The organism is Micromonospora sp. WMMA1363, assembly GCF_030345795.1.
In the GTDB taxonomy this organism is placed as follows: domain Bacteria; phylum Actinomycetota; class Actinomycetes; order Mycobacteriales; family Micromonosporaceae; genus Micromonospora.
The window spans coordinates 5728136-5750826 of sequence record NZ_JAUALB010000001.1; the positions used below are offsets into that span (position 1 = coordinate 5728136).

13 protein-coding genes are annotated in these 22691 nt (G+C 71.5%); 10 read left to right on the top strand and 3 right to left on the bottom strand.

Annotated elements, in window-relative coordinates:
• The first annotated feature begins 49 nt into the window (after positions 1 to 49).
• From QTQ03_RS26710 to QTQ03_RS26745, 8 genes are all read left to right on the top strand, one after another.
• A complete protein-coding gene (locus QTQ03_RS26710) occupies positions 50 to 10513 on the top strand; it encodes a type I polyketide synthase (RefSeq protein ID WP_289280432.1) in 10464 nt (3487 codons plus the stop codon).
• A gap of 74 nt (positions 10514 to 10587) precedes the next feature.
• Positions 10588 to 11304 carry an arylamine N-acetyltransferase gene (locus QTQ03_RS26715; RefSeq protein ID WP_289281007.1) on the top strand — a complete coding sequence of 239 codons (717 nt, stop codon included), beginning with the start codon at positions 10588 to 10590 and terminating at the stop codon, positions 11302 to 11304.
• 33 nt (positions 11305 to 11337) lie between these two features.
• A complete protein-coding gene (locus QTQ03_RS26720; RefSeq protein WP_289280433.1) occupies positions 11338 to 11502 on the top strand; it encodes a hypothetical protein in 165 nt (54 codons plus the stop codon).
• Entirely contained in the window at positions 11499 to 12560 is a 1062-nt protein-coding gene (locus tag QTQ03_RS26725) for a 3-dehydroquinate synthase family protein (protein WP_289280434.1), read from the top strand. The genes QTQ03_RS26720 and QTQ03_RS26725 overlap by 4 nt, the downstream gene beginning before the upstream one ends.
• Positions 12557 to 13822, top strand: coding sequence for a 3-deoxy-7-phosphoheptulonate synthase (locus tag QTQ03_RS26730; protein WP_289280435.1), 1266 nt, complete (start codon positions 12557 to 12559; stop codon positions 13820 to 13822). Before QTQ03_RS26725 ends, QTQ03_RS26730 begins: the two co-directional genes overlap by 4 nt.
• A gap of 216 nt (positions 13823 to 14038) precedes the next feature.
• Entirely contained in the window at positions 14039 to 15205 is a 1167-nt protein-coding gene (gene rifK, locus QTQ03_RS26735; RefSeq protein ID WP_289280436.1) for a 3-amino-5-hydroxybenzoate synthase, read from the top strand.
• Entirely contained in the window at positions 15202 to 16275 is a 1074-nt protein-coding gene (locus tag QTQ03_RS26740) for a Gfo/Idh/MocA family protein (protein WP_289280437.1), read from the top strand. The genes rifK and QTQ03_RS26740 overlap by 4 nt, the downstream gene beginning before the upstream one ends.
• Positions 16276 to 16286: 11 nt before the next feature.
• On the top strand, positions 16287 to 16985 hold the full coding sequence (locus QTQ03_RS26745) for an HAD-IA family hydrolase (protein ID WP_289280438.1): 699 nt from the start codon (positions 16287 to 16289) through the stop codon (positions 16983 to 16985).
• A gap of 425 nt (positions 16986 to 17410) precedes the next feature.
• Here QTQ03_RS26745 and QTQ03_RS26750 read toward each other — a convergent pair whose 3' ends face one another.
• On the bottom strand, positions 17411 to 17740 hold the full coding sequence (locus tag QTQ03_RS26750; protein ID WP_289280439.1) for a non-heme iron oxygenase ferredoxin subunit: 330 nt from the start codon (positions 17738 to 17740) through the stop codon (positions 17411 to 17413).
• Between the two features lie 358 nt (positions 17741 to 18098).
• Positions 18099 to 19367 carry a cytochrome P450 family protein gene (locus tag QTQ03_RS26755; protein WP_289280440.1) on the bottom strand — a complete coding sequence of 423 codons (1269 nt, stop codon included), beginning with the start codon at positions 19365 to 19367 and terminating at the stop codon, positions 18099 to 18101.
• Between the two features lie 397 nt (positions 19368 to 19764).
• On the opposite strand from QTQ03_RS26755, the gene QTQ03_RS26760 reads away from it, so the two are divergent.
• The gene (locus tag QTQ03_RS26760) at positions 19765 to 20961 is read left to right on the top strand and encodes a cytochrome P450 (RefSeq protein ID WP_289281008.1); all 1197 of its coding nucleotides are present in this window, start codon (positions 19765 to 19767) and stop codon (positions 20959 to 20961) included.
• Positions 20946 to 21152: a ferredoxin gene (locus QTQ03_RS26765; protein WP_353890618.1), complete on the top strand. Its 207-nt coding sequence runs from the start codon at positions 20946 to 20948 to the stop codon at positions 21150 to 21152. Before QTQ03_RS26760 ends, QTQ03_RS26765 begins: the two co-directional genes overlap by 16 nt.
• A gap of 191 nt (positions 21153 to 21343) precedes the next feature.
• On the opposite strand, the gene QTQ03_RS26770 is transcribed toward QTQ03_RS26765, so the two are convergent.
• Positions 21344 to 22570, bottom strand: a complete 1227-nt coding sequence (locus QTQ03_RS26770) for a phthiocerol/phthiodiolone dimycocerosyl transferase family protein (protein WP_289280442.1) — start codon at positions 22568 to 22570, stop codon at positions 21344 to 21346.
• Between the last annotated feature and the right edge of the window lie 121 nt (positions 22571 to 22691).

Below are 22691 nucleotides of genomic sequence, written 5' to 3' on the forward strand. Positions count from 1 at the left end.
GCCGGTCGACGATCCCACCCCATCGACACCTTCGTGAGGACAGACGAGAATGGCCACGGACGAAAGACTCCTCCAGTACCTCAAGCGCGTCACCGCCGAACTGCACACCCTGCGGCAGCAGGGCTCGCGGCACGCCGACGAGCCGTTGGCCGTCGTGGGCATGGCGTGCCGGTTCCCGGGTGGCGTGTCCTCGCCGGAGGACCTGTGGCGGTTGGTGGCCGACGGGGTGGACGCCCTCTCCGACTTCCCGGAGGACCGAGGCTGGCACCTGGACGGCCTGTTCGACCCGGACCCCGACCGCCCCGGCACCTCGTACACCAGCCAGGGTGGGTTCCTGCGGGGGGCGGGGCAGTTCGACGCAGGTTTCTTCGGAATCTCACCACGCGAGGCGTTGGTGATGGACCCGCAGCACCGGCTGCTGCTGGAGACCTCGTGGGAGGCGTTGGAGGACGCCGGCGTCGACCCGACGTCGGTGCACGGCACCGACGTCGGGGTGTTCTCCGGGGTGTTCACCCAGGGCTATGGTGCCGGCTCGATCACGCCGGAGCTCGAGGGCTTCGCCGGCACCGGTTCGGCGTCGAGCGTGGCGTCCGGCCGGGTGTCGTACACCTTCGGGTTCGAGGGGCCGGCGGTCACCATCGACACGGCCTGTTCGTCGTCGCTGGTGGCGATCCACCTGGCTGCGCAGGCGCTGCGGCTGGGGGAGTGCTCGATGGCGCTGGCCGGGGGCGCGACCGTGATGCCGACACCCGGCACCTTCGTGGCGTTCTCCCGGCAGCGGGTGCTGGCCACGGACGGGCGGAGCAAGGCGTTCGCCGCGGCCGCGGACGGCACCGGCTGGTCGGAGGGCGTCGGCGTCGTGGTGCTGGAACGCCTGTCGGTGGCACGTGAGCGCGGGCACCGGATTCTGGCCGTGCTGCGGGGCAGTGCGGTGAACCAGGACGGGGCGTCGAACGGTCTGACGGCGCCGAACGGACCGTCGCAGCAGCGGGTGATCCGCAAGGCGCTGTCCGGCGCCGGGCTGACGCCGTCGGACGTGGACGCCGTGGAGGCCCACGGGACGGGGACCGCCCTGGGTGACCCGATCGAGGCGCAGGCGCTGATCGCGACCTACGGTCAGGGCCGCGAGCCGGACCGGCCGCTGTGGCTCGGCTCGATCAAGTCCAACCTCGGTCACACCCAGGCGGCCGCGGGCGTGGCCGGTGTGATCAAGATGGTGCAGGCGCTGCGGCACGAGGTGCTGCCGCCCACACTGCACGTGGACGCGCCCACGCCGCAGGTGGACTGGTCCGCCGGCGCGGTCGAGTTGCTGACCGAGGCCCGCCAGTGGCCCCGCACCGGCCGACCACGCCGAGCGGGCGTGTCCGCGTTCGGAATCAGCGGGACCAACGCGCACGTGATCCTCGAAGAACCGCCCGCCGCCGAGGAGCCGGAGGAATCGACAGCGTCGACGGACGGGTCGACCGGGTTGGTGCCGCTGGTGGTGTCGGCGGGCAGCACGGCCTCCCTGTCGGCGCAGGCCGGCCGGCTGGCCTCGTTCCTCGACCGCACCGAGGTTTCGCTGGCGCGGACGGCCGGGGCGCTGCTGTCCGGTCGGGCGCTGCTGGACGAGCGCGCCGTGCTGGTCGCGGGCTCGACCGAAGCGGCGCTGGCCGGGCTCGGTGCGCTGGCCAGCGGTGAGAGCGCCCCCGACCTGGTGACCGGTACGGCCGGGCAGGGCCGGGCCGTCCTGGTGTTTCCGGGACAGGGCTCGCAGCGGGTCGGTATGGGCAGCGAACTGTACGACCGGTATCCGGTGTTCGCGCGGGCGTTCGACGAGGCCTGCGAGCAGCTGGACTCGTGCCTGACCGGGTGGACCGATCACGCGGTGCGGGACGTGGTGCTGAACAGGCTGCCGCGCAGCGGTGACCTGTTGAACCAGACGGTGTTCACACAGGCCGGCCTGTTCGCGGTGGAGAGCGCGCTGTATCGGCTCGTCGAGTCGTGGGGCGTCCGGCCCGCCGCGGTGATCGGACATTCGATCGGCGAGCTCACCGCGGCGTACTCGGCAGGGGTGCTGTCGCTGGCCGACGCGGCGCGGGTCGTCGCGGCCCGGGGCCGGCTCATGCAGGCGCTGCCGCCGGACGGGGTGATGGTCGCGGTGGCCGCGAGCGAGGCGGAGGTCAGCGGTCTCCTGGGTGAGGGCGTGGCGCTCGCGGCGGTCAACGGCCCGTCCTCCGTCGTGCTCTCCGGTGATCACGACGCGGTCCTCGCCGCGGCGGACCGGCTGCGGGAACGCGGGCACAAGACGAAACAACTGGTCGTCTCGCACGCTTTCCACTCGCACCGGATGGAGCCGATGCTGGCCGAGTTCGCCGCCGAGCTGGCCGGGGTGGACTGGCAGCCGCCGGCGATCCCGGTGGTGTCGAACGTGACCGGCCGGCTGGCGGAGCCCGGTGAGCTCGCGGACCCACGCTACTGGGCTGAGCACGTACGCCGGCCGGTGCGGTTCGCCGACGGGATCGCGGCCGCCGTGGAGCAGGGCGCCACGCTGTTCGTGGAACTCGGACCGGGCGCGGCGCTGACCGCGATGGCAGCGGAGACCGCCATCGCGGCGGGCGCCGAGGTCACCTGTGTCCCGGCCCTGCGCGACGGCCGCCCGGAGGAACAGACCCTGCTGAGTTCGGTGGCCGAGTTGTTCGTCCGCGGTGTCCCCGTCGACTGGGCCACCGTGCTGCCGCCGGTGACCGGGCATGTCGACCTGCCGACGTACGCCTTCGACCGGCAGAACTACTGGCTTCCGCCCGGCGGGCCTGCGGCGGACGCCGCGTCGTTGGGGCAGTCCCCGGTCGACCACCCGCTGCTGGGCGCGGCGGTGCGGTTGCCGCAGTCGGACGGGCTGGTGTTCACGTCGTTGCTGTCACTGCGGTCGCATCCGTGGCTGGCGGATCACGCGATCGGTGGCGTGGTGCTCGTCGCGGGCACCGGGTTGGTCGAGCTGGCGGTCCGCGCGGGCGACGAGGTCGGCTGCACGGTGCTCGAGGAACTCGTGATCGAGGCACCGCTGACCGTCCCGGAACGCGGTGGTGTGCGGGTGCTGGTGGCCGTCGGCGCCCCGGAAGAGAACGGGACGCGTCCGGTGGACGTGTACTCGCTGCCCGGCGACGGCACGGACGCGTGGACCCGCCACGCCACCGGCTTCCTGTCGGACGGGCCGACCGTGCGGGGCTCCGGGTTCGACTTCGCCGCCTGGCCGCCGCCGGGCGCGCGGGAGGTCGATTCGGCGGCCTTCTACACCGACCTGGCCGAGCGCGGCTACGCGTACGGCCCGTCGTTCCAGGGTTTGCGGACGGTGTGGCGGCGGGGCGAGGAGGTGTTCGCCGAGGTCGCCCTGCCGGCGGAGTGCCGTGGCCAGGCGGGGGAGTTCGGCATCCATCCCGGGTTGCTGGACGCCGCGCTGCACGCGGGCATGCTGGGCACCGCGGCGGCGGAGCCCGGGCCGCCGGTGCTGCCGTTCGCCTGGAACGGCATGGTGCTGCGGGCCGCCGGCGCGTCGGCGCTACGCGTGCGGATCGGGTCCGCCGGACCCGGCGCCATCTCGATGGAGGCGGCGGACGAGACCGGTGCTCCCGTGGTGTCGGTGGAGTCGCTGGTGTCCCGGCCGGTGGAGGGGTTGGGTGCGGCGGCGGATCCCCGCGACTCGCTGTTCCGTGTCGACTGGACCGCGTTGCCCGCGGGTTCCGCGGCATCGGCGCCTTCGTGGGCGTCGGTGGACACGGTCGACGACGTGGTGGCCCTGGCCGACGACGCGCCCACGGTGGCGGTGCTCGAAGTGGTCGGCGGGGATGACCCGGCAGCCGTGACGTCACGGGCCCTGGGCGTCGTCCAGGAGTGGCTGGGCGGTGGGCCGGAGGAGTCGCGGCTGGCGGTGGTGACCCGGGGCGCGGTGCCGGCCGGTGCCGGCGTGATCGTTGACCCCGCTGCGGCGGCGGTGTGGGGTCTGGTGCGTTCCGCGCAGGCCGAGAATCCGGACCGGATTGTGCTGCTGGACCTTGATACCGACGGCGATGTCGAGCAGGTGCTCGGGTCGGTTCTTGCTTCGGGGGAGCCGCAGGTGGCCGTCCGGGGCGCCGTGCTCGTGGTTCCCCGGCTCGCCCGCGTCACCGCTCGGGCCGGCGATGCTCCCGGCGTCTTCGGTGAGGCGGGGCGGGTCCTGGTGACCGGCGGCACCGGGTCGCTGGGTGCGCTGGTCGCGCGGCATCTCGTGTCCCGGCACCGGGTGCGGCGGCTGGTCCTGGTCAGCAGGCGCGGCCCGGACGCGGACGGTGCGGCTGAGCTGGTCACCGAGCTGGCCGGGCAGGGCGCGGAGGTCTCGGTCGTGGCGTGCGACGTGTCGGACCGGGACCAGGTGGCGGCCGTGCTGGTCGAGCATCGTCCGACGGCCGTGGTGCACACGGCGGGCGTGCTGGACGACGGCGTGATCGGGGCGTTGACGCCCGACCGGCTGGCCACCGTGTTCGCGCCGAAGGTGGACGCGGTGCGACACCTGGACGAACTCACCCAGGGCCTGGGCCTGGATCTCGACGCGTTCGTGGTGTTCTCGTCCGCGTCGGGTGTGTTCGGATCCGCCGGTCAGGGCAACTATGCGGCGGCGAACGCCTTTCTGGACGCGGCGGTCGCCCGACGTCGAGCCGCCGGCCTGCCGGCCGTGTCGCTGGCCTGGGGTCTGTGGGCGCAGACCGACGGCATGACCGCGCACCTGGGCAGCGCAGACCAGGCACGGGCGAGCCGCGGCGGTGTCCTGGCGATGACGCCCGCCGAGGGCATGGACCTGTTCGACGCCGCCGTGGGATCCGGCCAGGCGCTGCTGGTTCCGGTCAAGCTGGATCTCCGGTCGATCCGCTCGAACGTGCCGCACCTGCTGCGGGGTCTGATTCGTCCGGCCCGGCAGCAGGCGCGCGCCGTGGCCGCGAAGGATCACGGGCTGGCCCGGCGACTGGCCGGTCTCGAGCCGGCCGAGCAGGACGCGCTGCTGCTGGACCTGGTGCGCGGCCAGGTAGCGCTTGTGCTCGGGCACACCAGTCCGGACGCCGTGCGCCCGGACACGGCGTTCACGGACGCCGGATTCGACTCGTTGACGTCGGTCGAGCTGCGCAACCGGCTGCGCGAGGCGACCGGGTTGAAGATGCCCGCGACCCTGGTCTTCGACTACCCGAATCCGGTCGCTCTCGCCCGCCACCTGCGTGACGACCTGGGCGACCGGGTGGCTGGCACGCCGACGACGGCCGCCGTGGTGGCCGAGCCGGACGAGCCCGTCGCGATCGTGGGGATGGCGTGCCGGTTGCCGGGCGGCGTGGCGAGCCCGGACGACCTGTGGCGGTTGGTGTTCGAGGGCCGCGAGGGTGTGTCGCCCTTCCCCACCGACCGCGGCTGGGATCTGGCGGACCTCTTCGACCCGGACCCCGAAAACAGGGGCACGTCCACCACCGACCAGGGCGGCTTCCTGAGCGACGCCGGGCAGTTCGACGCCAGGTTCTTCGGGATCTCACCGCGTGAGGCGTTGGCCATGGACCCGCAGCAGCGACTGCTGCTGGAGGTGTCGTGGGAGGCCCTGGAGGGCGTCGGCATCGACCCGACCTCGCTGAAGGGAAGCGACGTCGGCGTCTTCACCGGGGTGTCCGCGCAGGGCTACGGGATCGGTGCGGCCGTGCCGGAGCTGGAGGGCTTCGCGAGTACGGCCGGTGCGTCGAGCGTGGCGTCCGGCCGGGTGTCCTACGTGTTCGGGTTCGAGGGGCCGGCGATCACTGTCGACACGGCGTGTTCGTCCTCACTGGTGGCGATGCACCTTGCCGCGCAGGCCCTGCGGCAGGGCGAGTGCTCGATGGCGCTGGCCGGCGGTGCGACGGTGATGGCGACGCCCGGCACCTTCGTGGCGTTCTCCCGGCAGCGCGGCCTGGCCGGGGACGGGCGGTGCAAGTCGTATGCGGACGGGGCGGACGGCACCGGCTGGGCCGAGGGCGCTGGCGTGGTGGTCCTGGAGCGGCTGTCGGTGGCGCGGGAACGGGGTCATCGGGTGCTGGCCGTGCTGAGCGGCAGCGCGGTGAACCAGGACGGCGCCTCCAACGGTCTCACCGCGCCGAACGGGCCGTCGCAGCAGCGGGTGATCCGCGCGGCCCTGTCCAACGCCGGGCTCGATCCGTCCGACGTGGATGTCGTGGAGGGGCACGGCACCGGCACGGCGCTGGGAGATCCGATCGAGGTGCAGGCCCTGTTGACCACCTACGGACAGCACCGGGAGCCCGGCCGGCCGTTGTGGCTGGGCTCGATCAAGTCGAACATCGGTCACGCGCAGTCGGCGGCGGGCGTCGCCGGCGTGATCAAGATGGTGCAGGCGCTGCGTCACGGTGTCGTTCCCCCGACCCTGCACGTGGACGCGCCCACCACCCAGGTGGACTGGTCCGAGGGCGCGGTGGAGCTGCTGACGCAGGCGCGGGAGTGGCCGCGCGACGGTCGGCCACGCCGGGCGGGGGTGTCGTCGTTCGGGATCAGCGGAACGAACGCACATCTGATCATCGAGGAGGCGCCGGCCGAGGAGGCCCGGCCCGGCCCGCCCCCGCCGCCCGATGCCGTGGTGCCGTTGGTGGTGTCGGCGCGCAGCGCTGCCTCGTTGGCCGGGCAGGCGCGGCGGCTGGCCACGTTCATGGCGGATTCCGGCGAGGTGTCATCGGCGGAGGTGGCCCGATCGTTGGTGTCCGGGCGGGCCGTGTTCGCCGAGCGGGCCGTCGTGGTGGCGGGCTCCCGGGCGGAGGCGCTGGCCGGCTTGCGGGCGCTGGCCCGGGGCGAGGACACGCCCGCAGTGGTGGTCGGCAGGACGACCGCCTCGGGTTCGCCGGGGAAGCTGGTCTGGGTCTTTCCGGGCCAGGGCTCGCAGTGGGTGGGCATGGGACGGGAACTGCTGGACTCGTCCCCGGTGTTCGCCGAGCGGATCTCCGAGTGCGCCTCGGCGCTCGCGCCGTGGGTCGACTGGTCCCTGGTCGACGTGTTGCGGGGTGAGGCCGATCCCGGGTTGACGGAGCGGGTCGACGTGCTCCAGCCCGCGAGCTTCGCGGTGATGGTGGGACTGGCGTCGGTGTGGTCCTCGGTCGGCGTGGTCCCGGACGCGGTGGTCGGACACTCTCAGGGAGAGATCGCCGCGGCGTGTGTCGCGGGTGCCCTGTCGCTGCCGGACGCGGCGCGGGTGGTGGCCCTGCGCAGCAGGGCCATCGCCACGGAACTCTCCGGGGGTGGCGGCATGGCCTCCGTCTCATTGGGCGAGAACGACGTCACCGCCCGGCTGGCGCCGTGGGCGGGGCGGGTCGAGGTGGCCGCGGTCAACGGGCCCCGCTCGGTGGTGATCGCCGGGGACGCCGGGGCGTTGGAGGAGGCGCTCGGGGCGTTGTCCGACGACGGTGTCCGGGTGCGGCGGATCGCGGTGGACTACGCCTCGCACACCGGGCACGTGGAGCGCGTTCGTGACCTCCTCGCCGAGGCACTGGCCGGGATCGACGCGCGGGCACCGATGGTGCCGTTCCGGTCGACGGTGACCGGTGACTGGATCCGGGACGCCGGGGTCGTCGATGGCGGGTACTGGTTCCGGAATCTGCGCCACCAGGTGGGTTTCGGTGCCGCCCTGGCCGACCTGGTCGGCCAGGGGCATCGGGTGTTCGTCGAGGTCAGCCCGCACCCGGTGCTGGTCCAACCGATCACCGAGAGCACCGACGACACCGACGCGGTGGTCGTCGGATCGCTGCGGCGTGACGAGGGCGGGCTGCGCCGGCTGCTCACGTCCATGGCCGAGCTGTTCGTCCGCGATGTGGCGGTGGACTGGAGCGGTGTCCTGCCCACCCGGACCGGTCGCGTGGACCTGCCGACCTACGCCTTCGACCACCAGCACTACTGGCTGCCTGCGGCCGAGCCCGCCGCCGACGCCGCCTCGTTGGGACTCGCCGGAGCCGACCACCCGATGCTGGGCGCGGTCGTGCACCTACCGCAGTCCGACGGCATGGTGTTCAGCTCACGGCTGGCCCTGCGGTCCCACCCGTGGCTGTCCGACCACGCCGTCAGCGGCGTCGTCATCGTTCCCGGCGCGGGGTTGGTCGAGTTGGCCGTGCGCGCCGGTGACGAGGCCGGCTGCTCTGTGCTCGACGAACTCGTGATCGAGGCGCCGCTCGTGGTACCACGGCACGGCGGGGTTCGCGTGCAGGTCGCCGTCGGCGGACCGGGCGAGAACGGCTCCCGTACCGTCGAGGTGTTCTCCCAGCGTGAGGACGCCGCCGGAGTCGGCGGCGCGGACGGCTGGGTCCGGCACGCCACCGGCACGCTCGGGATCCCGCCGGAGCGCGGGCGGCCGGTCGCCGGCTTCGACGTCACCGCGTGGCCGCCGCCCGGGGCGCAGCCGCTGGACATCAGCGCCGGCTACGATCGGCTCGCCCGGGTGGGCTACGGCTACGGGGCCACGTTCCAGGCCGTGCGGGCGGTGTGGCGGCGTGACGAGGAACTCTTCGCCGAGGTCGCGCTCCCCGAGGAACACCGTTCGGAGGCCGGCGGCTTCGGCATCCACCCGGCGCTGCTGGACGCTGCCCTGCACTCGACTCTCCTCGGCGCCGTGTCCGGGGCCGATGAAACCGACCAGCGGGAACTGTCCCTGCCCTTCGCGTGGAACGGTCTGCGACTGCACGCCGCTGGCGCCGCGGCCCTGCGCGTGCGGGTCACGAGCCCCGGACCCGACGCGATGGCGCTCGAAGCCGTGGACGAGCTCGGTGGTCTGGTCGTGACGATGGAGTCGCTGGTGGGCCGGCCGGTGTCCCGCGAGCAGTTGAACGCCGCGGCGGTGGGGAACGCGCTGGCCGACTCGATGTTCCAGGTGGAGTGGATCGGTCTGCGCGCGGCCCAGGACGGGCCCGCGCTGTCCTGGCTGCCCGTCGCGGACGCGGAACAGGTCGCGACCCTGGCCGACGACGTGTTGTCGGGGACAGCGGACGCACCGGCGGTGGCGGTGCTGGAGGCCGTCGGCGGCAGCACCGTGCTGGAGCTCACCACGCAGGTGTTGGACGTGGTCCAGTGCTGGCTGGCCGGGGGCGGGTTCGAGGAGTCCCGGTTGGTGGTCGTGACGCGAGGCGCGGTGCCCGCCGGTGACGGTGCGGTGACCAGTCCCGCGGGTGCGGCGGTGTGGGGCCTGGTCCGGGCCGCCCAGGTGGAAAACCCTGACCGGATCGTCCTGGTCGACCTCGACCCGGCGTCCCACGACGGAGCGGAAGCCGTGTTGGGGGCGGTCCTGGCCTGCGGCGAACCGCAGGTCGCGGTCCGCGACGCGGCGCTGTCGGTGCCGCGCCTCACCCGGGTCGCCGGGGTCGCGCCGGACGCCGGGAATGCCTTCGGCCCCGACGCGACGGTGCTGGTCACCGGTGGCACCGGGGCGCTGGGCGGCCTGGCGGCTCGGCACCTGGTCGCCCGACACGGTGTGCGGCGTCTGGTGCTGGCCAGCCGGCGTGGCCCGGATGCCGAGGGTGCGACGGATCTCGTCGCCGGGCTCACCGAGCAGGGCGCCGACGTCACAGTGGTGGCCTGCGACATGTCCGATCGTGACCACGTGGCAGCCCTGCTGGCGCAGCACCCTCCGACCGCCGTGGTGCACACGGCCGGCGTCGCGGACGCCGGGGTGATCGGCACGGTGACCCCGGACCGGCTGGCGGAGGTGTTCGCGCCGAAGGTGGACGCGGTGCGGCATCTGGACGAGTTGACTCGTGACCTGCGGCTGGACGCGTTCGTCGTCTACTCGTCGGTGTCGGCGGTGTTCATGGGCGCCGGTAGCGGCAGTTACGCGGCGGCGAACGCGTTCCTGGACGGGCTGATGGCTCACCGCCGGTCGCTGGGCCTGCCGGGGTTGTCGCTGGCGTGGGGTTTGTGGGACCAGACCACCGGCATGGCGGCCGGCACCGACGACCTCGCCAGGGCCCGGATGAACCGGCGCGGGGGACTCCTGGCGTTGCCACCCGAGGAGGGGATGGAACTCTTCGACGCCGCCGTCGGCTCCGGGAGGACGCTGCTGGTGCCCGCCAGGCTCGACCTTCGCGGGGTCCGCGCGATCGCGGCGGCCGGTGGGGCGGTGCCGCACATGCTGCGTCGCCTCGTCCGGGTGGGCCGGCAACAGGCGCACACCTCGGTCGGCGACGAGCCCACGCGGCTCGCCGATCGGCTGACCGGGCTGCCGGCCGCCGAGCAGGCCAAGGTCCTGCTCGACCTGGTACGGGGTCAGGTGGCCGCGGTCCTGGGCTACGGCGCGACCCACCACGTCGAGGCGGACCAGGGACTGTTCGAGATCGGCTTCGACTCTCTCACCGCCATCGAGCTGCGCAACCGGCTGCGTGACGTCACCGACCGGAAGATCCCGGCCAATCTCGTCTTTTCCTATCCAACCCCACAATTGATCGCCGCGCACCTGCACGAGCTGCTGTCTGGCGACGGGGCCGACAGGGCGGTGGAGATCTCCGTCTGAAAGAGGGTGACGACGTGTTCGACGTGGCCGGTTATCTGCGCGGAATCAACTGCGATGGGGAGACCGATGTAAATATCGATACGTTGCGGAGGCTGCACAGGAGACACCTGATGGCGATTCCGTACAGCAGTCTCGCGTACGACATCGCGGACGGGATCGACGTGGTCGACCTCGACGAGGACGCGCTGTTCGAGCGGAGCATCGTCGAGGGTCGAGGCGGGGCCTGCTATCACCTGAACCGCCTGTTCCACCGGCTGCTGCGCGAGTTGGGCTACGACGTCACGCTGCTGGCGGGCAACACCACCGAAGGTCGGGCCGCATTCCGGACCGATGTGGAGCACATGTTCGGCCGAGTCTCCCTGGACGGCGACGAGTGGCTGGTGGACGTCGGCTACCCGGGACCGATCTACGTCGAGCCGCTGCGCGTCTGCGGCACGGTACAGGCGCAGTACGGCAGCCAGTTCCGGCTGGTCGACGACGGACCGGGGATCGCACTGCAACGCCGGGGAGTGGCCACCCGCTGGGGCGTTGTCTACACCTTCACGACGCAGTCGCGGCAGTGGAGCGACTGGAAGGAACTGGAGGACAACCTGCGGGCGATCCTGTCGGACCCGGGGCGAGACGACAGCCGGGAAATCCTGTGTGGCCGGGCCGTCGAGAACGGTCAGGTGTTCATGCGGCAGCGCCGGTATCTGACCGTCCGGAACGGCCGTGAACAGGTGCGCACGGTCACCGACGACGACGAGCACCGGATGCTGGTGTCCCGCATCCTCTCCGGCAACCTCGGCTGAACTCGGGCTCGGTCCGTACCAGAAAGGGAGACGATGGAGAACGAGGATCGCCCGCTCGCGTGGTTCGTCAACTTCTGCCGGGACTGCTTCCGGGAGTTCACGCGGTTCGTGTGGGCCTTCTACGGTGGTGCGGCCGAGACGGGGGCCGCCGGCCGGGCGCAGCGGAGTTCGCAGGACACCCTGGAGAAGGCGCCGTGACAAGAACGGTTCCGGTGCGTCTCGGCGACCGTTCCTACCAGGTGGTGATCGGCCCGGGCGTACGCACGTCGCTGGCCGAGGTGGTTCGCCGACTGGGCGCCGAACGGGCCGCCGTCGTGTCGGCCCGCCCGCCGGAATGGGTGCCCGACACGGGCGTGGAGACCCTGCTGTTGCCTGCCCGCGACGGGGAGCAGGGCAAGACGCTCGTCACGGTGGAGGCGTTGTGCGACGCGTTCGTGCGGTTCGGGCTCACCCGGTCCGACGTGGTCGTCTCGTGCGGTGGCGGGACGACCACCGACGTCGTCGGACTAGCCGCCGCGCTCTACCACCGGGGCGTGGACGTGATCCATCTACCCACGTCGCTGCTGGCCCAGGTGGACGCCAGCGTCGGTGGTAAGACGGCGGTGAACCTGCCGGACGGCAAGAACCTGGTCGGCGCGTACTGGCAGCCCCGCGCGGTGCTGTGCGACACGGACTACCTGTCGACCCTGCCGCCGCGGGAACTGCTCAACGGTCTCGGTGAGATCGCCCGCTGTCACTTCATCGGCGCGGGCGAGCTACGCGGGTTGCCGCTCGCGGAGCAGATCGCCGCCAGCGTGACCCTCAAGGCGGGCATCGTTGAGGTAGACGAGCGGGACGCCGGAAAGCGGCATCTGCTCAACTACGGCCACACGCTGGGGCACGCGCTCGAGCTGGCCACCGGATTCGCGCTGCGGCACGGCGAGGCGGTCGCCATCGGCACCGTTTTCGCCGGCCGGCTGGCGGGTGCGCTGGGCCGGATCGATCGGACCAGAGTGGATGAGCACCTCGCGGTCGTCCGCCACTACGGCTTGCCCACCGCCCTGCCCGCCGAGGTCGATTCCGGGGTCCTCGTCCGCCAGATGCACCGGGACAAGAAGGCGCTCAGCGGGCTCGGTTTCGTCCTGGACGGGCCTGCGGGCGCGGAACTGGTGAGCGACGTGCCGGAGGACGCGGTAATCGCTGTCCTCGCCGGGATGCCACGAGTGCCCATGGACGCGCTCGTCGGTGCCGTCACGACCGGTGCGGTCCGGACATGACACGGTTTCCGTGCCGGCCGGCCGAGTCGGGGGGGCCGGCCCACGACCACTCGGCGGACCGGCTGCTGGCCCACCAGCTGGATGAGGCGCTGGCCCGCCCGGCCGCCCAGCAGCCGTGTTGGCCGGACCCCGAGCGGGCCGGCGCCGTCATCGAGCGGCTGCGGCACGCCGAGCCGATCGTGGCGCCGGACGAGACGGCGCGGTTGTCGGAGCAGCTCGCGTCGGTCGCCCGCGGTGAGGCGTTCCTGCTGCAGGGCGGCGACTGCGCCGAGACCTTCGCCGACAACACCGAGGCGCACCTGCGAGCCAACCTGCGGATCCTGTCGCAGATGGCCGCCGTGCTGACCTCCGCCACCGGCATGCCGGTGGTCGAGGTCGCCCGGATGGCCGGACAGTATGCCAAGCCCCGATCCGCCGCCGTGGACGCGTCGGGTCTTCCGGTCTACCGCGGCGACATCATCAATTCGGCGGAACCCACGCCCGCCGCCAGAATCCCCGATCCGCGACGCATGCTGCGTGCCCATGCGCACGCGGCCGGCGCGATGGACGTGGTCCGCAGGGTCCGCGCGGGCGCCGTCCACGTCAGCCACGAGATGCTTCTGCTCGACTACGAACGGGCCGGGCTCCGGGCCGACGCCTGCGGCCCCGGGGCGCGGCTGACCAGCGGGCTCGCCCACTTCCTGTGGATCGGTGAGCGTACCCGTCAGCTCGACGGCGCCCATGTCGCGTTCGCTGAACTGATCGCCAACCCGATCGGTCTCAAGTTGGGGCCGAGCGTGACACCGGAGCTGGCCGTCGAGTACGTGGAGCGCCTCGACCCGCGCTCCACACCGGGACGACTGACGCTGGTGAGCCGGATGGGGCACCGCCTCGTCCGCGACGTCCTGCCACCGATCGTGGAGAAGGTCAACGCCTCCGGACACCAGGTGGTCTGGCAGTGCGACCCGATGCACGGCAACACCCGGACGTCGGGAAACGGCTTCAAGACCCGGCACGTCGACCACGTGGTCGACGAACTCGTCGGCTTCTTCGAGGTACATCGTGGCCTCGGCACCCACCCCGGTGGTATCCACGTCGAGGTGACCGGCGAGGACGTGACGGAATGCCTCGGCGGCGCCGTGGGAATCGCGGAGCGCGAACTGCCCGCCCGCTATCGGACCGCGTGCGACCCACGGCTCAACGCCGAGCAGTCGCTCGAGCTGGCCCGCTCCGTCGCGGAGCTGCTGAGCAACCGCCGTACGGACGTCCGGGCGGGTTCGTGATGGCCGGAACCGCACGGAATCCACATGCCCGAGGGACGGCTGGATTCCCGCCGCGCATTTCTCGCGCTGAATGACGCGCGGGGCACTACCAGACCGGGGGATGTCGGGCGCCAACGGTGATCATACGATGGCAGAAGATCTTGAATCGGCAATTCCTGGGTTACGACCGTTCACGCTTTTCCTCAACCGGACCCATTACGGAGAATTCGGAGAGACATGGACGCGCGACAGGCACCAGAATTCCCCGCGTGGCCGCAGTACGACGATGCCGAGCGAGCCGCCCTGATCCGTGCGCTCGATCAGGGCCAGTGGTGGCGCATGGGCGGAGACGAGGTGAACTCCTTCGAGCGTGAGTTCGCCGACCACCACGGCGCCGAGCACGCGCTGGCGGTCACGAACGGCACCCACGCGCTGGAACTCGCCCTCCAGGTCCTGGGCGTCGGACCGGGCACCGAGGTCGTCGTTCCGGCCTTCACCTTCATCTCCTCCTCGCAGGCGGCCCAGCGGCTCGGCGCGGTCACGGTCCCGGTCGACGTCGACGCGCACACCTACAACATCGACCCCGTCGCGGTCGCCGCCGCCCTCACACCACGTACCAAGGTGATCATGCCGGTGCACATGGCCGGTCTGATGGCGGACATGGACGCGCTGGCGAAGATCTCCGCGGACAACGGCGTGCCGCTGCTGCAGGACGCCGCGCACGCGCAGGGCGCGCGCTGGCAGGGCAAGCGTGTCGGCGAGCTCGGCAGCATCGCCACGTTCAGCTTCCAGAACGGCAAGCTGATGACCGCGGGTGAGGGCGGCGCCGTGGTCTTTCCGGAGGGTGAGACGGAGAGGTACGAGACGGCGTTCCTACGGCACAGCTGTGGCCGGCCCCGGGACGACCGCCGGTACCTGCACCGGATCTCCGGCTCCAACATGCGTCTCAACGAGTTCTCCGCGTCGGTACTGCGGGCCCAACTACGCCGCCTCGACCAGCAGATCGCGGTGCGGGACCAGCGTTGGACGCTGCTGTCCCAGCTGCTGGGCGCAATCGACGGCGTCGTGCCTCAGGGTGGCGACGTGCGCGCCGACCGCAACCCGCACTACATGGCGATGTTCCGCGTCCCCGGCATCGGCGAGGAGGACCGCAACGCCCTGGTCGACCGGCTCGTGGCGATGGGCCTGCCCGCGTTCGCGGGGTTCCGTGCGATCTACCGCACCGAGGCATTCTGGGAGTTGGGCGCGCCCGACGAGAGCCTGGACGCGATCGCGGAGCGCTGCCCCAACACCGATGCCATCAGCGAGGACTGCGTGTGGCTGCACCACCGGATCCTGCTGGCCGGTGAGCAGGAGATGCGCGCGACGGCCGAGATCGTGGCCGAAGCCGTGGCCAGCGCATGAGCGTCCGGGTGGCGGTGGTCGGGCTCGGCTGGGCAGGACGGGAGCTCTGGCTGCCGCTGTTGCGTGAGCATGCCGACTTCGAGGTCGTCGCGGTCGTCGACGCCGACCCGGCGTCGCGCGCGACGATCCAGAATGCGACGGGCCTCAGCGCGTACCGTACGGCGGACGCGCTCACCGCCCGCGAGGTCGACCTGGCTGTCGTCGCGGTGCCCAACCACCTGCACACGGAGGTGGCGGGTGCGTTGCTCGCCACCGGGATTTCCGTCTTCATCGAGAAGCCGGTGTGCCTGACCTCGGCCGAGGTCGACATCCTCGCGATGGCCGAACGCAACGGCGGAATGCTGCTGGCCGGCAGCGCCGCGCGGGACCGGGGTGACGTCGGGGCCCTGCGGCGGATCCTGCCGGACCTGGGCGACATCCGGCACGTCGACCTCGGCTGGGTACGGGCCCGCGGCGTGCCGGCGGGCGGCTGGTTCACCCGACGCGACGAGGCCGGCGGGGGAGCGCTGTTCGACCTCGGCTGGCACCTGCTCGACACGCTGGCTTTCCTGCTCGGCCCGGCCGACTTCACACAGGTGATCGGCGTGACGTCAGACGACTTCGTCAACCTCGACGCCTGGCGCGCGGCGTGGCGGCAGGACCAGCCCAGCGGGCGCACCTCCGACGTGGAGGACACGGCCCGGGGCTTCCTGGTGCGCGCCGACGGCGTCTCGGTCTCCCTGCGGGCCTGCTGGGCGTCGCACGAGGCGCGAGACGTCTCGTCGATCCACGTCGAAGGTACCGCCGGGGCCGCGGATCTGCGGTGCACCTTCGGCTTCAGCTCCAACCGTCAGCCCGAGTCAGAGCTGACGGTGACCCGCGAGGGGACCACGACGCGGCTCGCGGTGCCGACCGAGCGGATCGGTATCGAGTACATCCGGCAACTGGACGGCCTCGCCGCGATGCTGTCCGATCCCGGCACCCGTGGCCGTGCCATCGCCGAGGCCCGGCTGATCGTCCGGATGATCGAGAACTTCTACGCCTCGGCGGGGTCGGCGCGTGCCCAGCGTGCGGTGCCCGCGTACCGGTAGAGAGGTGCTCCATGGCATTTCCCGTCCTCGACCAGCCGGCTGCCCCGACCGACACCTCGACGCCGGTCAGGCACGCGGTCATCTTCGACCTCGACGGGGTCGTCGTCGACAGCTTCGCGGTGATGAGTGAGGCATTCGCCATCGCGTACGCCGAGGTCGTCGGCGACGGCCCCGCGCCCTTCGACGAGTACCGGCGCCACCTGGGTCGCTACTTCCCGGACATCATGCGGATCATGCACCTGCCGTCGGCGATGGAGGAGCCGTTCGTCCGCGAGAGCTATCGACTCGCCGACCAGGTGCAGGTCTTCGACGGGGTCCTCGAACTGCTGCTGACCCTGCGGGTGCGTGGCCTGCGGCTCGCCGTCGCCACCGGCAAGAGCGGGCCCCGGGCGCGGTCCCTGCTCGACCGGCTCGGCCTGCTCCCATTCTTCGCCCACGTGGTCGGCTCCGACGAGGTCGCCCGGCCCAAGCCGGCTCCCGACATCGTGCGGCACGCCCTGAACCTGCTGGACGTGCCGCCCGAGCGGGCCATCATGGTCGGTGACGCGCCGACTGATCTGGCCAGCGCGCAGGGCGCCGGTGTGGCCTCGGCGGCCGCGCTGTGGGCACCACCGGAGGACGTCGACGAGTTGCTCGCCGGTGCTCCCGACGTGGTGCTGCACCAGCCGACCGACCTGTTGGCTCTCTGCCCCGCCGTCCCGGCGCGCTGACGGTGCGGACGGCTCACCACCCTGGCCTCGACGTCGGGAAAGCACGGTCGGGGCCCGGTCGAGACGGGGCCGGACTCATGTGGCAGGCCACTTCCGCCGGGAGTTCCTGCACCGCGTCGCCCGGTTTCTCGCGCAGCTCACCGAGTAGCTGGCGGGCGGCGATCGGTGTGCCACCGCGGGCGGTGGGGTGGCGATGCCCCCGATGACCGGCTCGGTCTCGGTGTGGCACCGACTCGCCGTGGTCTGGTCCTGCGCGGCACACCGTACCCTGGGCTTCGGCTGTGGCTCGTTCACCGGCGGATGAACCGGAGCCGGCAACGCCGCGTCACCCACCCGGGCACCCCTGCTTCGCCGCCACCTCGGGCGGCGAAGCGGCACCTCGTGGCCGTCGGACGGCTGTCGTAGCTGCCGACGGGGCAGGGGGATCAGCGCAGAGTGGCATCGGGGTCGACGAAGACCTCGTCGCCCTCGACGCGGACCGCGTAGACGGCCACGGGCTCGATGGCCGGCGGCGAGGTCGGCGCGCCGGTACGCAGGTCGAAGCACGCCCCGTGCAGCCGGCACTCGATACCCTTGCGGGTGACCTCACCCTCCGACAGCGCGATCCGGGCGTGTGAGCACTCGTCCCGTAGCGCGTGCACCTCGTCCCCGTCGCGCACCAGCACGACGGGCACGTCACCGACCTCGACGGCGAACGGCGCCCGGTCATCCAGATCAGACAGTGCACAGACTCTGATCGCCTTCGACGTGCGCATGCGAGCGAATCCTTCCCTCGTTGATAACGTGTCCGCCGGCCAGCACGGTTCGGCTGATCCGCTCGGGGCGCTGGCGGGAAAGCCACCAGTGCGCGCAGGCGATGTGACATGGTCGCGCTGTGTCAACTCGGCGTTTCGACGCGGTCGGGGTAGCCGCTCCGCGTCGGCCCGTACGTCGATCGGGCGACGCAGGCCCTGGCGATGGGTGTTGAACCGCCAGGGCCTGCGAGGACGAGCGTCCCGGACACCGTGAGGAGGAAAGCCCATGGCGGTGCCGGTGTGCGGCATCAGCCGAGTGGACCTCACCAGCTCGTGCCGGGTCGAACGCCCCATCCCGGGGTCAACCGCGGCGGTGTGCTCAGACGAGTTTCAGCGGGAGGGTCTTGGTCCGGGTGAAGCCGGGGCGCAGAATCCACGGGATTTCCTCGCGCGGCACGGCGAGGGAGAGGTTCGGGAACCGGGTGAACAGCCCCTGCAGCGCCACCTCCGCCTCCTGGTAGGCGAGGTGCTGGCCGAGGCAGCGGTGGATGCCCTTGCCGAACCCGAGGTGGCCCTCGCTGCCGACGGCCAACCGATCGATGACCAGCTTGTTGGGGTCGGGGAACCTACGCGGATCGGTGTTGGCGGCCAGCAGCAGCGGCGCCACCGGCGCCCCCCTCGGGATCGTCACGCCGCCAAGCTCGATGTCCTCCGCGGGGAACCGTGGCTGCGCGAACTGGATCGGGCCCAGGCGCTGCAGCTCGCGCACCGCCTGCGGCCACATCGACGGGTTCTCCTTCAGCCGCGCGAGCTGGTCGGGGTTCTCCAGGAGGAGGATGACCGAGTTGCCGATCAGGTACGTGGTGGTCTGGTGGCCGGCGGTCACCAGACTGAACAGGATGCCGATGATCTCGTCGTCGGAGACCCGGTTCTGGTCCTCGGCCTGCGCCTGCACGAGCGCGGTGACAAGGTCGTCCTGAGGTTCGGCGCGTCTCTTCTCGATCAGCTCTCGGGCGAGCTCGATGCACTTGAGCAGGGTGGCCGGGATCCGCTCGCCGTTCATCGTGGCCATCGAGTCGCCCCAGGCACGCCAGTGCGGCCGGTCGGGCTCGTCGATGCCGACCAGCTCGCAGATCACGGTGACCGGCAGTGGGTAGCAGTACTCCTCGACGAGGTCGACCGGTGATCCGTCCTTGCCATCCTCGGCCAGCTTGTCGAGGAGGTCCTCGGTGATCTTCTCGACCCGGGGGCGCAGCTTGCCGATCCGGTGCGCGGTCAGCGCGTACGAAACCAGCTTGCGCAGCCGGGTGTGGTCCTCACCGTCGGACACGTTGAGCAGGTTGGCCATCCACGGGATCAGGTCCGGCGGGAAGTCCAGTCGCTTGAACACGCCGGCGCGGATGTCCTCGATGGGCGAGTCGGCCGGCGGATTGGTGAGGAACCGCGAATCGGTGAGGACCTGGCGTACGTCCTCGTAGCGGGTGACGAGCCACATCTCGGGCCCGCCCATCATGGTGCCGATGTTCAGCGTCCCGGTGTTCGGCCCCGTTTCCTCGCGCAGCCGCGCGTACCAGCCGAACGGGTCGGCGACCACTTCTGGTGAGAACAGGTCGACCGTCTCGGCCGATGCCTCGGCAGTGGTGGTCATGAGCCCCTCCCTTTCGTGTCCAAAGCCTGCGATCCGTAGGCGTGGGGCGAGCGCATCGCGGCGCCGTTTCGGTAACGGTAGGAAGGCGCGGTGGGCGGAGCATCCCCCAACCTGATAGAAGGGGACCTTCCGGCCCCGCCGCTGCCGACGGATCGGTCGACGACCTCCCGACCTCGTGTCGCGGCGATGCGACTGTCCGACGCCCATGTCCCTATCAGGGCGAGGGATGTGTGGCCGATGGTGTCTGTCCTACTCTCCCGGGGACGCCTGCAGGCAGATCGGCGGAGATGGTGCGCGGTTTGCCGAACCAGTAGAGGGAGGCCCCGCGGTGACGACCGAGACGATGGAGACCCCGCCCGCCGACGACTCGCTGCGGGCGCCGATTCCTCTGGAGTTCATGCGGCGCGACGATCCGTCGAAGCTGCCGCCCGCGCTGGCGGCGCTGGCCGAGCGGTCACCGGTCGGCAGTTCGACGCTGCCCGACGGTGATCCGTTCTGGCTGGTGTCCGGGTACGACGAGGCCCGTGCGGTCCTGTCGGATCCGCGCTTCTCGTCCGACCGGTTTCGCCACCACCCCAGGTTCAAGAATCTCTCGGGTCAGCTCGGCGAGCGGCTACGGAACGACAAGGCGCGGGCCGGGTCGTTCATCAACATGGATCCACCGGAGCACACCCGCTATCGCAAATTGCTCACCGGTCAGTTCACCGTGCGGAGAATGCGCCAACTCACCGCACGGATCGAGCAGATCGTTACCGAGCGGCTGGACGCGATGCTGGCGGAGGGGAACACCGCCGACCTCGTTCCTGCGTTCGCGGTTCCGGTGCCCTCGTTGGTGATCTGCGAGCTGCTCGGGGTGCGCTACGAGGATCGCACGGAGTTTCAGCGCCACGCGGCGGGCCTGTTGCGGACGGACTTGCCGGTCAAGCAGGCGGTGGAGAACCTCGAAGCTCAGCGCGCGTTCATGCAGCGGCTGGTGGCGGACAAGCGGAAGACCCCCGCGGACGACATGATCTCCGGTTTGGTTCACCACGCGGGTGCCGATCCCACGTTGACCGACGACGAGTTGGTCGGCATCGCCACCCTGTTGCTCTTCGCCGGTCTCGACACCACCGCGAGCATGCTGGGGCTGGGCATGTTCGTGCTGTTGCAGCGGCCTGAACAGCTCACCGTGCTGCGGGACGAGCCATCCCGGATCGGTGACGCCGTCGAGGAGCTGCTGCGCTACCTGACTGTCGTCAGCGCCGGGCTCTTCCGGTTCGCCAAGGAGGACGTGGAGCTCGGTGGCGAGCGCATCCCGGCCGGTTCGACCGTGGTGGTCTCCCTGATGGCCGCCAACCGCGACGGGCGGCATTGGCCGGAGCCGGAGACGCTGGACGTGACCCGCGCGCGGAGTTCGCACCTGGCGTTCGGCCACGGCGTGCACCAGTGTCTCGGCCAGCAGTTGGCGCGGATCGAGTTGACGGTCGGCCTCACCGAACTGCTGCGTCGTCTGCCCAACGTCCGTCTCGCCGTGCCACCCGGAGACGTGCCCCTGCGCAACGACATGATCACCTATGGCGTGCACCGTCTGCCGATCGTGTGGGACGCGCCGTGAGGGTGCGCGCGAACCGGGAGGTCTGCGTCGGCTCGGGCCTGTGCGCGCTGCGCCTGCCCGAGATCTTCGACCAGAGCGACGACGACGGGACCGTGGTGCTCCTGCGAGCCGACCCGGACCCCGGCGAGGAGGCCGCCGTCGTCGACGTCGTCGGGAACTGCCCGTCCGGGGCGCTGCGGGTCGACAGCTGAGTTCGCGCTCCGCGCCGGCCTGTCGCGCCGAGCGCGCCGGGTGGTGACGCGTGTACCTGCCGGCCGCCCGGTGCGCCCGCGTTTCCCGCCAGCGGATGCCCGTGACCGGGCGGCCACGTCGGAGCCGGATCAGGTGTGGCGGGCGGCGCGGACATCGCGCACACGACCGACGACGCGAGGCAGCGGGCGGGTCATCTCCGCAGTGTCACGTGGTCCAACCGGTCCCGCAGACAGTCGACGCGCGTCGGCAGCTCCGCGTCGTCTTCGGGCCATGCCAGATCGATCCCGATCCGCGAGTCGAAGGTGTTCACCACGTAGCCGCCCATGGTAGTGATCTCTCTGATGCTAGACGCGGAGTGGAAGTTCGTCAGGCGCAGGTCATCCGGCGTACGCATCGGCGGCACCAGCCCCCAGTTCATCATGCTGACCACGGCGGGGGCGGTGCTCGGATCCCATGGCTTCGGGTCGGGTGCGGGCCGGCTGAGCAGGTCCAGGAGGCTGCGCTGGATCGACCCGTCGGCCAGGCCGGCCCGCAGCCGTGCACTGACCGCCCGACCGATCGTGACGGCGTCGGGTGCGATGTCGCCGGTGGCCGTGAAGCCCATACCTCCCAGCACGTTCGTCCCCTCGGTCGCACCGACCGGAGGGGTGAGGTGACTGCGCAGGTTCGCCGTGGACCGGTACACGAGTTCGGTCAACGGCAGGTCGCGGATCTCGGCTTCGACGAGGAGCAGGACGCCCGCCAACAACCCATTGATCGTCACGTGTTCACGGTGGCCGAGATCCACCAGGGCCGACGTCTGAGCCGCCGTCATGCGGTGCTGGACGACGTGCCGGGCGGGCGCGTCCCGTTCGCGCACCGCCGGTTGGTCCGGCACCGCCAGCTGTTGCGGGGTCTGTCCGTCGTCCGGCACGACGCGCCCGATCCCACGCTCGGCCAGGAGATCCTCCAACGACCGGGGAAACGGTCGGCGGGGCAGGTCGATGGGCACACCGCGGACCACATCCGTGTAGCAGGACAGCACCGCGGCGAGTATCTCCAGGGAGTGCTGGGCGTCGGCGATGCTGTGATGGGTCAGCAGGCAGACGCTCGTGGCGTCGCCGTCACGCACCACGTTGAGCGCGCTCAACGCCTGGTGCTGATTCAGTTCCACGCCGGCCAGCGGGTGTTCGAGGCCGCTGTCGCAGGCGTGGATATCCGGCCGGGCATCGGATGCCACGAAGAGGGGCCCGTTGTCGCCAGCGTCGATCCTGGCCGTGAGCTGGGGGTAGGCGCGGCAGACGGCGTCGTAGGCAGTCCCCAGGGCATCCAGGTGCAGGCGGCCGGTGGCGTGCACCGCGTATCCGATGTAGGTCTCTTTCCCGGCGTGGACCTTTTCGGAGGGTGCCAGCGCACGCCAGGTTCGATCTCGTCCCACGAATCGGTCTCCAATCAGCGTGCGAGGTCCGGCGGAGCCGTGCGTGTGTCGTGACCGGCGATTCTCACGCGTGACCAGGCACACCCACGCCGCCGGCGGGGCCATGACCAACAATCGCTCG